This is a genomic window from Micromonospora sp. SD19 (assembly GCF_054462275.1).
This window is the reverse complement of the sequence record NZ_JBTLMN010000002.1, coordinates 996,457-1,012,034: the sequence shown is the minus strand read 5'-3', so window position 1 is coordinate 1,012,034 and position 15,578 is coordinate 996,457. Positions and strand designations below refer to the sequence as shown.

Sequence of the window (15,578 nt, the reverse complement as noted above, 5' to 3'; positions counted from 1 at the left end):
CGACCATGGCGATCTCACCCACCGGGGTACGGCCCGAGCCGGCCTCCTTCCGCGACCCGGCCAACCGGGTCTTCCACGTCGGCGACGAGGTGCTGCGCGGGCTGGACCCCCAGGCCGCGCAGCACTGGCGGGCGTTGACCGGCAGCACGTTCTTTCCGGCGCTCGTCGCCGCGCGCAAGGTCTGCGCCACCGAGGACGCCCCGCCCACACTGGTGCCCGCCGCGACCGGAACACCGTGGGCCGCCGTGCTGCGTCACGAGCGCATCCCGTTCGTCTCCCACCCGTACGAGTGGTCGTTCAGCATGCTGCGCGACGCCGCCCTGCTGCACCTGGAGATCCTCAACGCCGCGCTCGGCGAGGGTTTCACCACCAAGGACGGCTCCGCGTACAACCTCCAGTGGCGCGGCGCCGAACCGGTCTTCATCGACATCGGCTCGTTCGAACCGGTCCGCGACGGCGAACCGTGGGCCGGCTACCGGCAGTTCTGCCAGACAGTGCTCTACCCGCTGATGCTCACGGCCCACCTGGGCGTCGACTTCCAACCCTGGCTGCGCGCCCGGGTCGACGGCATCGAGGCCGACGAGCTGCGGCCCCTGTTCACCGGTGCCCGCCGGCTGCGCCCCGGCGTGCTGACCCACCTGCACCTGCACGGGGCCATGCAGCAACGCAACGCCGCCGCCAGCACCACCGAGGTCCGCGACCAACTGCGGGCTGCCGGCTTCTCCCGGGAGTTGCTGCTCGCCACCGTCCGCGGCATCGAGAAACTGGTCCGCAAGCTGGAGCACCGCCCGGCCGGGACCCACTGGTCGGACTACCAGCGCACCTGCGGCTACACGGTGCGCGACCGGGTGGCGAAGGAGCAGTTCGTGGCCGCCTCGGTGGCTGCCGCCGGCACCCGCCCCCGCCTGGTGCTCGACCTCGGCGCCAACGACGGCCGGTACTCCCGGTTGGCGGCCGGGCACGCCGACTACGTGGTCGCCGTCGAGCAGGACCCGGCCGTCGTCGACGAGCTGTACCGCAAACTGCGCTCCGAGGGGCAGCGCCGCATCCTGCCGCTGGTGCTGGACCTGGCCGACCCCTCGCCGGGCGGCGGCTGGCGCGGCGTCGAGCGGGCCGGCTTCGCCGAGCGGGCGTCCGCCGACGTGGTGCTCGCCCTGGCCGTCGTGCACCACCTGGCGATCGGGCGCAACGTGCCGCTGCCGGAGGTCGTCGACTGGCTCGCCGGGCTGACCGCACCGGGCGGGGCGGTGGTGGTGGAGTTCGTCCACCCGGAGGACCCGATGGCGACCCGGCTGCTGGCCAACAAGCCCGCCGGCCTCTTCCCGGACTACCGCCGCGACGCCTTCGAGACGGTGCTCGCCGCCCGGGGTCGGATCACCGACCGGCTGGAGCTGCCCTCGGGCACCCGCACCCTCTACCGGACGGTGATGGGTGGCTGAACCGGCCTCCGTCGACCCGCCCGCCCTGCCGGACCCGCCGGCCGGGCGGTGGGAGCGGGGCTGGCGCGCAGAGCTGGGCCGGCTGCTGGAGATCGTCGCGCTGGTCGGTCTCGTGGTCACCCAACCCCTGCTGGACGTGCTCGGCCGCAGCCCCGACTTCTTCCTCTTCCACCGCGCCGACCCGGCCGAGATCCTGCTGCTGGTCGCCCTGGTGACGGTGGTCCCCACCGTCGCGGTGGCGCTGCTCGGGGCGCTCAGCCGACTCGCCGGCCGGACCGCCCGCGCCGTCACCCACACCGGGCTGGTCGGGCTGCTGGTCGCCGCGCTCGCCGTGCAGGTGGGCCGGCACGTGACGCCGCTTCGGGGCGTACCGCTGCTGCTGGTGGCCGTGCTGGCCGGAGCCGCCGGCGCGCTCGCGCACCGGCGGTGGCGGGCGCCGGGCCGGGTCCTGCGACTGGCCGCCGCCGGCCCGGTGGCCTTCGTGGCGCTCTTCCTGCTCGTCTCGCCCACCTCGGCGGTGGTCCTGCCGCGCGGCGACGGCGGTGCGGCAGGGACCGCGCAGGGTTCGGCCGTGCACCCACCGGTGGTCATGCTGATTCTCGACGAGCTGCCACTGGTCAGCCTGCTCGGCCCGGACGGACAGATCGACGCCGGGCGGTACCCGCACTTCGCCGAACTGGCCGGAGCCTCCACCTGGTACCGCAACTCGACAGGGGTCAGCGGGTGGACACCGAACGCGCTGCCGGCGATGCTGACCGGCCGCTACCCGGCGAAGCCCGTCGCCCCGCACTACTCGCAGTACCCGGACAACATCTTCACCGCCTTCGGCGGCCTCTACGACATCAAGGCCGAGGAGAGCATCACCCGGCTGTGCCCACCCAGCCGGTGCGAACAGCCGGTCACCCCGGAACAGGGGATGGGCGTGCTGGTCCGCGAGACCGGCAAACTGCTCGGCCGGGTCGCCGGGCCGACCGAGAGCACCGTCGACCCGGAAGACTCCTATCGCGAGCAGACCCGGGCCGAAGCCGGCCTGGACGCCGCCGAACCGGTGCCGGCCGACCCGAAGTTCCGGTGGGACAGCCTGGACGACAACCAACCGGCCCGGTTCACCAGCTTCCTGGCCGGCCTGAAGCCGACCGCCCGCCCCACCCTGCACTTCCTGCACCTGCTGATGCCGCACTCACCGTGGGCGTACCTGCCGTCCGGTGCGCGCTACGACGCCCCCGAGGACCTGCCCAACGACGGCGCCGGCTGGGTCGACCTGGCCCGGCAGCGGCACCTCGCCCAGCTCGGCTACACCGACCGGCTGATCGGCGAGACACTGCGGACGCTGCGCGCCAGCGGCCTCTACGACCAGGCGCTCGTCGTGGTGACCGCCGACCACGGGGTGAGCTTCCGCCCCGGCGCCCAGGGCCGGGGCATGGACGCCATCAAGGCCGCCGCCGGCGAGGTCGCCTGGGTGCCGACGTTCGTCAAGGAACCCCGGCAGCAGACCGGCCGGGTCGACGATCGCAACTGGGAACACGTCGACCTGCTGCCGACGGTTGCCGACGAGGCCGGCATCCGGTTGCCCTGGCGGGTCGACGGGCGCTCCGCCCGGCAGGCGCCCCGCACCGACGGTACGAAGCACTTCTACGACCGCCCCGGCGAACCGGTCACCTTCCCCGGCGGCGTACCCACCCCGCCGCCGCTGCCCACACCGCACCCTCTGGTCGGCACCGAGGTACGCGCCGGCCCGGCCGCCGGCAGCGCCCGGGTCGCCGACCTGGCCGCGTTCACCGCCACCGACCCGGACACCGGCACCCTGCCGGCGCTGGTCTGGGGCGACGTCCCGGACCGGATCCCGGACGGCACCCTGCTCGCCGTCGCCGTCAACGGTCGCGTCGGCGCGGTCGTCCCGGTGGTGCCGGCCGACCCCGGCGGACGCCGGTTCGCCGCGCTGCTCGCCGACGACAAGCTGTTCCACGCCGGCACCAACACACTCGACGTCTACCAGGTCGCGGCGGACGGTGCGCTGCGCCGCCTCACCCTGTCGTGACCTGGCCTCCGGGGTCGGCCCAGCCCGGTTACCGGGGTTGGCCCGGCCTGGTTGCCGGGGGTCGGTCCGGCCTGGCTTCCGGGTCCGGTCCGGTCCGGTCCCGGTTGGCGGGATGCCGGGTTTCCCGGCCGCCTGGTCGGGAATCGGGTGACGCATACCTCACCGCCGAACCACGGCGGGCGTTGTCCCCCGAGCCGCAATTACGGTAGAAGCGAAGGCAATTCAACGTAGATCTGCCGGCGAAGCGAGGAACCACATGACGGAAGTCAAGCTCGATCACCCCGGTGGGCAGCTGTCGATGCCGGTGCATCCTGCGGTCGAGGGCCCCGCCGGTATCGGGGTGAGCAAGCTGCTGAAGGAAACCGGGATGACCACGTACGACCCCGGTTTCGTCAACACCGCCGCTGCCTCATCCGCGATCACCTACATCGACGGCGACGCGGGCATCCTGCGTTACCGGGGGTACCCGATCGAGCAGCTGGCCGAGAAGTCCTCCTTCCTGGAGGTCTCCTACCTGCTCATCTACGGTGAGCTGCCGACCGAGCAGCAGCTGACCGAGTTCACCGAGTGGATTCGGCGCCACTCGCTGCTGCACGAGGAGATGCGTCGCTTCTTCGACGGCTTCCCCCGGGACGCCCACCCGATGGCGGTGCTCTCGTCCGCGGTGAGCGCCCTGTCCACCTTTTACCAGGACAGCCTGGACCCGTTCGACTCCGAGCACGTGGAGATCTCCACGGTCCGGCTGATGGCCAAGGTCCCCACCATCGCCTCGTACGCGTACAAGAAGTCCATCGGTCAGCCGCTGCTGTACCCGGACAACTCGCTGGGCTACGTGGACAACCTGCTGCGGATGACGTTCGGCGTGCCGGCGGAGCCGTACGAGGTCGACCCGGTGATGTCGAAGGTGCTGGACATGCTCTTCGTCCTGCACGCCGACCACGAGCAGAACTGCTCCACGTCGACAGTCCGGCTGGTCGGCTCCAGCAACGCCAACCTGTTCGCCTCGGTCTCGGCCGGCGTGAACGCGCTGTTCGGCCCCCTGCACGGCGGCGCCAACCAGGCGGTGCTGGAGATGCTCCAGCAGATCCACGCTGGCGACGACGACGTCCGGTCCTTCGTCCGCAAGGTCAAGGACAAGCAGGACGGCGTCAAGCTGATGGGCTTCGGCCACCGGGTCTACAAGAACTACGACCCGCGGGCGGCGATCGTCAAGAAGGCCGCGCAGGACGTGCTGGGCCGGATGGCCAAGCCCGACCCGCTGCTGGACATCGCCATGGAGCTGGAGGAGATCGCCCTCGCCGACGACTTCTTCGTGTCGCGTCGGCTCTACCCGAACGTGGACTTCTACACCGGTCTGATCTACAAGGCCATGGGCTTCCCGACCAAGATGTTCACTGTGCTCTTCGCGCTCGGCCGGCTGCCCGGCTGGATCGCCCAGTGGCGCGAGATGATCAACGACCCGGAGACCAAGATTGGCCGCCCGCGGCAGGTCTACGTCGGCTCCGCCGAGCGGAACTACGTCCCCTTCGGCGAGCGCTGACCCGCTCTTCGTTGCACAGCAGGCCGTCGACCCCCCGGGTCGGCGGCCTGCCGCGTTTCCGCTCTGGCCGTGCCCGATCGGCCTTGATCGACTCGGGATTCTTGAAGGCGCGGTGTTCCTCGGTCCGGGACACCCCGACTTTCAGGAAGCCGAGTCGATCACGACCGGGCACCGCCGGGAGTCAGAATGCCGAGATGTCCTGGGACCGCTCGCTGCGGCTCAGGGCGCTGATCAGCGCCGACTGACCACGGCGGCGCACCGCCAGGCGGACCAGCAGGTCCCGGACGGGGTCGAAGACGTCCGCCGGGAACTCCGGCGTGGGTACGCCGACGCTCACCGCGAGGTCGTCGGAGTGCACGACGATCTCCAGCTGGCGGGTGAGCAGGAAGTCCCCGCGCCGCAACGACCAGCCCTGCCACGGGATCGGCACGACCTCACCGGCGGCACCCCGGGAGAGCAGGTCGCCGACCACTTCCAGCGCCTGGGCGCAGCGGGCGTGCAGGTCGGCCGGTCCGCGGGCCGCGTCCGCCTCGTCGTTGCTCTCGGCGACCGACTTCTCGTCCGGGGTGCCCTCGCTGACCCACGGTGCCTGCGCGTAGTGGTCGTCCGCCGAATCCAACGTCGGTAGGTCGGTCGGCATCGGCAGCAACTCGGCGGCGCGGACCGCCTGACGTCCCAGGTGGCACGCCAGGCCACCCACCGACAGGTGTGGCAGCGCGCTCGGGTGTGACCACCGCTCGGTCACCTCGGGGCGTCGGATCAGGTCCAGCGCGACGGCGGCGGCGGTCGGAAAGGCGGCATCCAGGGCGTCGACAGCGCGAAACATCAGCACATTCTGGCAGGACCGGCCGACAGGCGCCGAGCGGCGCGGCCCGGCCCGACGGGCACCACACCCGGCGGGCCGAGCGTGATCGACTCGGCCCGACCGGCACCACACCCGACGGGCCCAGCGTGATCGACTCGGCTTTCAGGAAGTCGGGGTGTCCCCGGCACTGGGACACCCCGACTTCAAGGAAACCGAGTCGATCAACCGCAAGCAGCCAGTGTGGGTCAGCGCAGGCCGGCGGCGGCGAGCAGGTTGCCCTCGGGGAGCGCCGGAAGCGCACGGCCCTGCGACATCCGCTGCTCGGCGCGCTCGGCGGTGAACGCGGCGTCGTGCTGGATGGCGGCGGCGTAGCTGGCGGCGGTGTGCTGGGCGATCGCGGCCCAGCCGTACTGGTCGTGGACCATCCGGCGGGCGTGGCGGGCCATGGCACGGGTGCGGTCGGCGTCGGACAGCAGGGCGTGCACGGCGTCGGTCAGGCTGTCCGGGTCGTGCGGGCGGAAGGTCATCCCGGTGACACCCGGTTCGACGATCTCGGCGAGGCCACCGGTGGCGGCGACGGCGAGCGGCGCACCGGCCGCGGCGCCTTCCAGGGCGACCATGCCGAACGGCTCGTAGATGCTGGGCACGGCGAAGCAGTCGGACGCGGCCATCAGCGCCGGCAGGTCGGTGCCGCCGAGGAAGCCCGGCATGCTGACCATGCCGCCGAGGCCGCGGCGGTGCACCTCGGCCTCCAACTCGGCGCGGTACGGGCCGTCGCCGGCGATCACGGCACGCAGCCCGGGGTGCCGTTCGCGCAGCCGGGGGAGCGCGGCGATCAGGTGCTGCACGCCCTTCTCGTACACCAGGCGGCCGGCGAAGGTGACCAGCGGGCCGTCCCCGGCGAACCGGGCGCGGGCGGCGGCCACCGCGCTCGCGGGCACCCGCCAGCGGTGCGGCTCCACGCCGTTGGCGACCACGTCGACCCTCCCGGCCGGTACGCCGAACAGCGCGTTCACCTCGTCGCGCATGTACCCGGAGCAGACGATCACCCGGTTGGACTCGCTGCTGAGCCAGTGCTCGACACCGTGGATGGTGCGGTTCATCTCCTCCGGCAGCCAGCCCTGGTGCCGACCGGCCTCGGTGGCGTGGATCGTGCTGACCAGCGGGATGTCCAGGTGCTCGCGCAGCGTCATCGCGGTGTGGGCGACGAGCCAGTCGTGGGCGTGGATGACGTCGTACGAGCCGGCCTGGGTGGCGCGCAGCGCGGTGCGGGTGAGGGTGTGGTTGAAGGCCATCGTCCAGGCCAGCAGCGAGCTGGTGGCGAGGGGGAAGGTGACCGGGTCCTCGGGAGCGCGCAGGATGCGTACGCCCTCGGCGTACTCCTCCAGGGGCGCGCCCTCGCTGTGCCGGGTGACCACGGTGACCTCGTGGCCGGCGGCGGCCAGGGCCACCGACAGGGCGTGCACGTGGCGGCCGAGGCCACCGACGAGCACCGGCGGGTACTCCCAGGACAGCATGAGGATGCGGCGGGTCTGCGGGGGCACCCCGGGGCCGGACTGCGCCGGCACGACCGGGCCGGACTGCGGGCTCGGGCCGGGCTGCGCGTTGGGCCGTGAGGTGACTGTGGGCCGGTGGGCCCGGTCCTTGGTGGCAGCGAGCTGCTCGTCGACCCGCAGGGTCGTCACATCAATCTCCGTCCATGCATGGTGGTGCGCGCCGGCGTCAGTGGCGGCGGAGCGAGAGGTGTAAGGGGTGGCCGAGGGCCTGGCGGGCGCGAGCGGACGCTTGCCCCCGAACAAGGAAAGGGCATCCGGCCCAAGAACGCATCTCGAAAAGGGCCATCGTGACGGAGGACACCCGATGGTTTAGGTCGCATCAGACAGGTGGTTTCCGGGCACCGCCTGAAAGGATGGATTGGCGCGCACGGGCAGCGGGCACTACCTGCCTGCGCGCGGGGCAGCGTCGGCCGGTGCGCACATCACCATGGGTTGAGGGAGCAAGATGCAGGTCTGGCCGGGCGAGCGGTACCCCCTTGGCGCCACCTACGACGGAATGGGCACCAACTTCGCCATCTTCTCCGAGGTGGCCGAGCGGGTCGAGCTGTGCCTCTTCGACGAGTGGGACACCGGCGCGGAGCGCCGCGTCGAGCTGCGCGAGGTGGACGCCTACGTGTGGCACGCGTACCTGCCGGGCATCGAGCCGGGCCAGCGCTACGGCTACCGGGTGCACGGTCCGTACGACCCCGCGAACGGGCTGCGCTGCAACCCGAACAAGCTGCTGATCGACCCGTACGCGAAGGCCATCGACGGTGACGTGACGTGGGACCCGGCGGTCTACGACTACGACATGGACGAGCCGGAGCGGATGAACGAAACCGACTCCGCGCCGTTCATGCCGAAGTCGGTGGTGGTGAACCCGTACTTCGACTGGGGCAACGACAAGCCGCCGCGCACCCCTTACCACCACTCGGTGATCTACGAGGCGCACGTACGCGGGCTGACCATGCGCCACCCGGACATCCCGGAGGAACTGCGCGGCACGTACGCGGGCATCGCCTCCCCACCGATGATCGACTATCTGACCCGGCTCGGGGTGACGGCGATCGAGCTGATGCCGGTGCACCAGTTCATCCACGACAACCGCCTCGCCGACCTGGGGCTGCGCAACTACTGGGGTTACAACACCATCGGCTTCTTCGCCCCGCACCACGGCTACTCGGCGCTGGGCCGGCTCGGCCAGCAGGTCCAGGAGTTCCGGGGCATGGTGAAGGCGCTGCACGCGGCCGGCATCGAGGTCATCCTCGACGTGGTCTACAACCACACCGCCGAGGGCAACCACCTCGGGCCGACGCTGAGCTTCAAGGGGGTGGACGCGCCCAGCTACTACCGGCTCAGCGAGGAGGACCCCCGCTACTTCGTCGACTACACCGGCACCGGCAACAGCCTCAACGTGCGCAGCCCGCACTCCCTGCAACTGATCATGGATTCGTTGCGGTACTGGGTGACCGAGATGCACGTCGACGGCTTCCGGTTCGACCTGGCCGCCACCCTGGCCCGCGAGTTCTACGAGGTGGACCGCCTGTCCACCTTCTTCGAGGTGGTGCAGCAGGACCCGGTGGTCAGCCAGGTGAAGCTGATCGCCGAACCGTGGGACGTCGGCCCCGGCGGCTACCAGGTGGGCAACTTCCCGCCGCTGTGGACCGAGTGGAACGGCAAGTACCGCGACACCGTGCGGGACTTCTGGCGCGGTGAGCCGGCCACCCTGGCCGAGTTCGCGTCCCGCATCTCCGGCTCGGCCGACCTCTACCAGGACGACGGCCGCCGCCCGTTCCACAGCATCAACTTCGTCACCGTGCACGACGGGTTCACCCTCAACGACCTGGTGTCGTACAACGACAAGCACAACGAGGCCAACGGCGAGGACAACCGGGACGGCGAGAGCCACAACCGGTCCTGGAACTGCGGGGTCGAGGGCGACACCGACGACGAGGCGGTGCTCGCGCTGCGGGCCAAGCAGCGGCGCAACTTCCTGGCCACCCTGATGCTGTCGCAGGGCGTGCCGATGATCGGCCACGGTGACGAGCTGGGCCGCACCCAGCACGGCAACAACAACGTCTACTGCCAGGACAGCGAGCTGGCCTGGGTCGACTGGGACAACGCCGACGAGCAGCTGCTGGACTTCGTCCGCACGCTCACCGCGTTCCGCAAACGACACCAGGTGTTCCGCCGCCGCCGGTTCTTCACCGGCCTGCCGGTGGGCGGGCGCGGCATCGACGAGCCGCTGCCCGACCTGGCCTGGTACACCCCGGACGGGCGGGAGATGACCGGCGAGGACTGGGGCAACGACTTCGGCCGCTCGGTGGCGCTCTTCGTCAACGGCGAGGGCATCCGCGAGCGCGGCCAGTACGGCCAGAAGCACCACGACGCGTCGTTCCTGCTCTGCTTCAACGCCCACGACGCGCCACTGGACTTCACCATGCCCGGCAGCGAGTACGGCCAGAAGTGGGAGCGGGTGATCAGCACCGCCGAGCCGGAGCCGGACGACGCCACGGTGATCAGCGCGGGCGGCACCATCCGGGTGCCGGACCGCTCCCTCGTCGTGCTGGAGAGGATGATCTGACATGCCGGCCACCCCTCCGAAGGCCACCTACCGCGTCCAGGTCCGCCCCGGTTTCGACCTGGACGCCACCGCCGCGATCGTCGACTACCTGGCCGACCTCGGCGTCAGCCACCTCTACAGCGCCCCGCTGCTGACCGCCACCCCGGGCTCCCAGCACGGCTACGACGTGGTCGACCACCGGGCCGTCAACCCGGAGCTGGGCGGGGAGGCCGCCCGGCAGCGGCTGCTGCGCGCGCTGCGCGACAAGGGCCTCGGCCTGGTCGTCGACATCGTGCCCAACCACGCCGGGGTGGCCGTCCCGGCCGCCAACCCGGCCTGGTGGGACGTGCTGCGCCGGGGGCGCGACTCGGCGTACGCCGACTGGTTCGACATCGACTGGGACCGTGGCCGGCTGCTGCTGCCGGTGCTGGCCGACGACGCGGGCGCCCTGGACGACCTCAAGCTGGTCGACGGGGAGCTGCGCTACCACGAGCACCGCTTCCCGGTCGCCGACGGCACCGGCGACGGCACCGCGCGGGAGGTGCACGACCGGCAGCACTACGAGCTGGTGTCCTGGCGGCGCGGTGACGCCGAGCTGACGTACCGCCGGTTCTTCGCCATCGCGGGCCTGGCGGGCCTGCGGGTGGAGGACCCGGCGGTGTTCGCCGCCACCCACGAGCTGATCCTGCGCTGGGCCGCCGCCGGGGAGGTCGACGGCATCCGCGTCGACCACCCGGACGGCCTGCGCGACCCGGCCGGCTACCTGGCCCGGCTGCGGGCCGCCGCGCCGGACGCCTGGCTCGTGGTGGAGAAGATCCTGGAGTACGGCGAGGAGCTGCCGGACTGGCCGGTGGACGGCACCACCGGCTACGACGCCCTGGCCATGGCCGGTGGGCTGTTCATCGACATCGACGCCGAGGGTGACTTCACGGTGCTGGACACCCAGCTGGCCGGTCGGCGTACCTCCTGGGAGGACCTGACCCACACCACCAAGCTGGCCGCCGCCACCCAACTGCTCGCCGCCGAGCTGACCCGGCTGGCCGCTCTCGCCCCCGAGGTGCCCACCGAGCAGGCCCGCGCGGCGCTCGCCGAGCTGGCCGCCGCGTTCGACGTCTACCGGGGCTACCCGCCGCACGGCGCCCGGCACCTCGCCGCCGCCCGCTCCGAGGCCGGCCGCCGCCGCCCCGACCTTGCCGCCGCCCTGGACGCGATCACCCGCCGGCTGCGCAACCCCGACGACGAGCTGGGCATGCGGTTCCCCCAGCTCACCGGCGCGGTGATGGCCAAGGGCGTGGAGGACACCGCGTTCTACCGGTGGACCCGGTTCGTGGCGCTCAACGAGGTCGGCGACAGCCCCACCCGCTTCGGGGTGCCACCCGCGGAGTTCCACCGCTTCGCCGCCGCCCAGCAGGTCCGCTGGCCGGCCAGCATGACCACCCTCTCCACCCACGACACCAAACGCGGCGAGGACGTCCGCGCCCGCCTCGCCGTGCTCAGCGAACTGCCGGGCCGCTGGGCCGAGCAGGTCAAGACCTGGATGGAGTACGCGCCGCTGCCCGACCCGGCGTTCGCGCACCTGCTCTGGCAGACCGCCGTCGGCGCGTGGCCGATCGAACGGGAGCGGCTGCACGCGTACGTCGAGAAGGCCGCCCGGGAGGCCGGCGCCTCGACCAGCTGGGCGGACCCGAACCCGGCCTTCGAGCAGGCACTGCACGAGGTGGTCGACCGCATGTACGACGACCCGAGCCTGCACGACGAGCTGACCGAACTCGCCGCCGCGATCACCCCGGCCGGCTGGTGCAACTCCCTCGGGCAGAAGCTCATCCAGCTCACCATGCCCGGGGTGCCGGACACCTACCAGGGCACCGAGCTGTGGGACAACTCCCTCGTCGACCCCGACAACCGCCGCCCGGTCGACTTCGACGTACGCCGAGAGTTGCTGGCACGAATCGACGGCGGCTGGCGTCCCCCGATCGACACCGACGGAGCGGCGAAGCTGCTCGTCGTGTCGCGGACCCTGCGGTTGCGGCGGGCGCACCCGGAGCTGTTCACCACCTACCGACCGGTGCCCGCGCACGGGCCGTTGGGCCGGCACGCCCTGGCCTTCGACCGGGGTGGCGTGATCGCCGTGGCGACCCGCCTGCCGCTGGGCCTGGCCCGCGCCGGCGGGTGGTGCGACACAGCCCTGTCACTTCCCGTTCACGAGATGAAGGACCTGTTCACCGGGCGGGTCTACAGTGGCGGGGAGACGCCGCTGGACACTCTCCTGGCCGACTATCCCGTCGCTCTGCTGGCTCCTCCCACCGCTGCCGAGGAGGCCGTTTCATGACCGAATTCTCCGTCTGGGCACCGGACGCCACCCGGGTGCGGCTGCGCCTGGCCGGCGACACCGACCACGAGATGCGCGCCGCCGCCGACGGCTGGTGGCGGGTCGAGGTGCCCGACGCCGGCCTCGACTACTCCTTTCTGCTGAACGACGACGAAACCCCACTGCCCGACCCCCGGTCACCGTGGCAGCCTGCGGGAGTGCACGGGCCCAGCCGCCGCTACGACCATTCCGCCTTCGCGTGGACCGACAGCTCGTGGACCGGGCGGCAACTGCCCGGCAGCATCCTCTACGAGCTGCACATCGGCACCTTCACCCCGGACGGCACCTTCGACGCCGCCATCGACCGCCTCGACCACCTCGTCTCGCTCGGTGTCGACCTGATCGAACTGCTCCCGGTCAACGCCTTCAACGGCGAACACAACTGGGGGTACGACGGCGTCTGCTGGTACGCCCCACACGAGCCCTACGGCGGCCCCGACGGCCTCAAACGGTTCGTCGACGCCGCCCACGCCAAAGGGCTGGGGGTGATCCTCGACGTTGTCTACAACCATTTCGGGCCCTCCGGGGCCTACGCGCCGCAGTTCGGGCCCTACCTCGCCGAGCAGAGCAACAGTTGGGGGCGCTCGGTCAACCTGGACGGCCCGCAGTCCGACGAGGTTCGCCGCTACATCATCGACAGCGTCCTCATGTGGCTGCGCGACTACCACGTCGACGGGCTACGCCTGGACGCCGTGCACGCGCTGCCGGATTCGCGGGCGGTGCCGCTTCTGGAGGAGCTGGCGATTGAGGTCGAGGCTCTGTCGACGCACCTGGGTCGGCCGCTGTCGCTCATCGCCGAATCCGACCTCAACGACCCGCGGCTGATCACGCCTCGGGAGGCTGGTGGGTTCGGGCTGCACGCCCAGTGGAACGACGATGCGCACCACGCGCTGCACACGTTGTTGACGGGGGAGCGGCAGGGGTACTACGGCGACTTCGGCTCCCTGGAGACGCTGACGGACGTGCTGACCGGTGGGTTCTTCCACGCGGGGACCTGGTCGAGCTTCCGCAATCGGCACCATGGGCGGCCGCTGGATTCGCGGGTGCCTGGTCATCGGCTCGTGGCGTATTTGCAGAACCATGATCAGATCGGCAACCGGGCTACCGGGGATCGGATCTCCGCTTCGTTGTCGCCCGCGCTGCTGCGGGTTGGCGCTGTGCTGCTGCTGACCGCGCCGTTCACTCCCATGCTGTTCATGGGGGAGGAATGGGCGGCCTCCACGCCGTGGCAGTTCTTCACGTCGCACCCCGAGCCGGAGTTGGCGTCTGCGGTGCGGACGGGGCGGCGAAGGGAGTTCGCGTCGCACGGGTGGCCTGAGGGGGACGTGCCGGACCCGCAGGACCCGGAGACGTTCGTACGGTCGCGGTTGGACTGGGCGGAGCTGGACAAGCCTGAGCATGCTTCGATGTTGTCGTTTTACCAGCGGTTGATTGGGCTGCGGCGGTCTCTTCCTGATCTCTCGGATCCTCGGTTGAACGCGGTTTCTGTGCAGCACGGGGATCAGTTTTTGGTGATGCGGCGGGGGGACACGCTGGTCGTGGCGAACTTGGCTGGGCGTGGGCAGGGGGTGTCGTTGCCTGGGGTGGCTCGGCGGGTGCTTCTTGCCACGGGGGAGGGGGTCACCGTGATGCGGGACCGGATCGAGCTGCCTGCGGAGACTGCGGCGATTGTGGCGCTCTGACAGGCTGCTCAATTCGGATCAATCTGCGGTCGTGGCCCAAGGAGCTACTCCTAGCATGCTCACGGAATTGCCTGCATAGCCGTGCGAAATCGATCATAAGAGTGATCTGGCCGTTGTCGGCAGCGATCGATTCATATCGATCTGCTCTGCCTGGTTCCACTTCGGATCTGCTTGCCGAGCCGTCAGAACAACAGTTTCGCCGGTGACAGCGCCTCGGCCAGACGTGGCACAACATCACGAGCGGCGAGATTGTGCTGTGCCCGACTCAGTTCTTGCATCAGCCTCCGCAGATCGAGCTGGATCGTCGCGGAGTTGGCACGCGCTAAGGTTTCCAGAACCTGATCGACCTCGTGGCACGCACGCTCTGTCTCTCCGACTGCGGCGAGGGCAAGTGAATACCGGGCGGTGTAGCGTGCTCTCGCTCGGTGGGCATGTGCAGGGATTTGCGGCAGAGCGAATTCGAATAACTCGGCAGATTCCCGTGGGCGTCCGAGATCGTGCAAACACCAGGCGGTGACTAGCGTAACGGGATCGCTCAGGGTGGATGTTCCGATAATAGGGCCCTCCTCGATGTGCGGCCGACTAAGAAAATCACGCGCGCGGTCAAGTGCGCGAGAGCATTCCTCGTAGTTTCCAGCGAGCGCGTGGCCTTGGGCTTCCCGTTGTGCTGCTAGCCCGCAGACCCTCGGATTTTGCGTCTGTTCTTGCGCGAGCCTCGCCAGTTCGATGGTATTGCTTGCGTCATGGCGGTACATCGTAATCAGAGCTTGGCGGACAAGTGCGTATGCGGCGAGGTCGTGGAATTCGGCCGCTTCCGCTAGATCACAGGCATGGTCTGTCCACCACATTGCGGCATCATCATCCCCCGCTTCCTGAGCCATCCAGCCGGTGTACTCGGCAAAACGCGCAGCCAATATCAACAGGCGACTTCGCTCGTCAGGTTGCGCCTGTGGCGCCATTACCCGAAGGGCGTTGGTCTGCGCAACGAGCACCGGGATCAGCGCCGCAGGGGAGATCGTCTGTCCAAGCCGACGCGCCTCTTGGAACATCGTTAAGAACGCGGGTAAGGTCGCGCCCTCGGTATGCCGTGGACTAACCGTTGGCCGCAGATGCCAGTTGAAGACCGTCACCACTCCCGCCGAATGAAGGTCTTGTCTATGCAGGCCGGTGAATTCACTACGCCCGTCGGGGCTGAGCCCCATGGTCCAAATATCCGCAGGCCGTGCTGCGCTGAGAGTGGCGGCTGGCGGCAGTTCTTGGACGAGCGCAGCCAAAGCTCCGCCTGCCTCCAACTGTGCGTCGCATCGACGCGCAAGATCTAGGCTGGGGACCTTAAGGCCATTCTCGATCTTACTGAGGTAGCTCTTACTGTAATGGACTATCCGGCTTAGGTCAGCAAGCGATAGCCCCGCATCAATGCGCAGCTTCCGCAGTCTACTTCCGAAATGCGCGGGATCTCCCTCGATGTTGTTGTTCATATGGTCTCCCGTTTCCTAAGGGCCAGCGAGCCGGTCAACGGTTTCCGTTGATCTCACCGACGTGCAAGCTGTTAATCACGAGCGCTGAAACGAACCTAGCCGACGACCGTGATTCATTGGAAGAGTCCGG

General features: G+C 70.2%; 9 protein-coding genes. 6 read left to right on the top strand and 3 right to left on the bottom strand.

The window, feature by feature from the left end:
- The first annotated feature begins 5 nt into the window (after positions 1–5).
- From ACX27O_RS11865 to ACX27O_RS11855, 3 genes are all read left to right on the top strand, one after another.
- Positions 6–1,439, top strand: a complete 1,434-nt coding sequence (locus ACX27O_RS11865; RefSeq protein ID WP_210867011.1) for a class I SAM-dependent methyltransferase — start codon at positions 6–8, stop codon at positions 1,437–1,439.
- Complete coding sequence (locus ACX27O_RS11860) at positions 1,432–3,477, top strand: sulfatase-like hydrolase/transferase (RefSeq protein WP_210867012.1); 2,046 nt, start codon at positions 1,432–1,434, stop codon at positions 3,475–3,477. Before ACX27O_RS11865 ends, ACX27O_RS11860 begins: the two co-directional genes overlap by 8 nt.
- Positions 3,478–3,733: 256 nt before the next feature.
- A complete protein-coding gene (locus ACX27O_RS11855) occupies positions 3,734–5,017 on the top strand; it encodes a citrate synthase (protein ID WP_030332612.1) in 1,284 nt (427 codons plus the stop codon).
- A gap of 181 nt (positions 5,018–5,198) precedes the next feature.
- Here ACX27O_RS11855 and ACX27O_RS11850 read toward each other — a convergent pair whose 3' ends face one another.
- Together ACX27O_RS11850 and ACX27O_RS11845 are read right to left on the bottom strand one after the other, a co-directional pair.
- Complete coding sequence (locus ACX27O_RS11850; protein ID WP_357639357.1) at positions 5,199–5,843, bottom strand: maleylpyruvate isomerase N-terminal domain-containing protein; 645 nt, start codon at positions 5,841–5,843, stop codon at positions 5,199–5,201.
- A 224-nt stretch (positions 5,844–6,067) separates the two neighbouring features.
- A complete protein-coding gene (locus ACX27O_RS11845; protein WP_458939410.1) occupies positions 6,068–7,507 on the bottom strand; it encodes a glycosyltransferase family 4 protein in 1,440 nt (479 codons plus the stop codon).
- Positions 7,508–7,823: 316 nt separating this feature from the next.
- Between ACX27O_RS11845 and glgX the strand changes: the two genes are divergently transcribed.
- Genes glgX through treZ form a run of 3 tightly spaced genes read left to right on the top strand, consistent with a single transcriptional unit; the run spans position 7,824 to position 13,970 of the window.
- The gene (glgX, locus tag ACX27O_RS11840) at positions 7,824–9,941 is read left to right on the top strand and encodes a glycogen debranching protein GlgX (RefSeq protein WP_030332618.1); all 2,118 of its coding nucleotides are present in this window, start codon (positions 7,824–7,826) and stop codon (positions 9,939–9,941) included.
- A 1-nt stretch (position 9,942) separates the two neighbouring features.
- Positions 9,943–12,249 carry a malto-oligosyltrehalose synthase gene (treY, locus tag ACX27O_RS11835; protein WP_358128733.1) on the top strand — a complete coding sequence of 769 codons (2,307 nt, stop codon included), beginning with the start codon at positions 9,943–9,945 and terminating at the stop codon, positions 12,247–12,249.
- Positions 12,246–13,970: a malto-oligosyltrehalose trehalohydrolase gene (treZ, locus tag ACX27O_RS11830; RefSeq protein WP_458939409.1), complete on the top strand. Its 1,725-nt coding sequence runs from the start codon at positions 12,246–12,248 to the stop codon at positions 13,968–13,970. The genes treY and treZ overlap by 4 nt, the downstream gene beginning before the upstream one ends.
- 182 nt (positions 13,971–14,152) lie before the next feature.
- Here the strand turns inward: treZ and ACX27O_RS11825 are convergent, their stop codons facing one another.
- On the bottom strand, positions 14,153–15,448 hold the full coding sequence (locus tag ACX27O_RS11825) for a helix-turn-helix domain-containing protein (RefSeq protein WP_458939408.1): 1,296 nt from the start codon (positions 15,446–15,448) through the stop codon (positions 14,153–14,155).
- Positions 15,449–15,578: the final 130 nt, after the last annotated feature.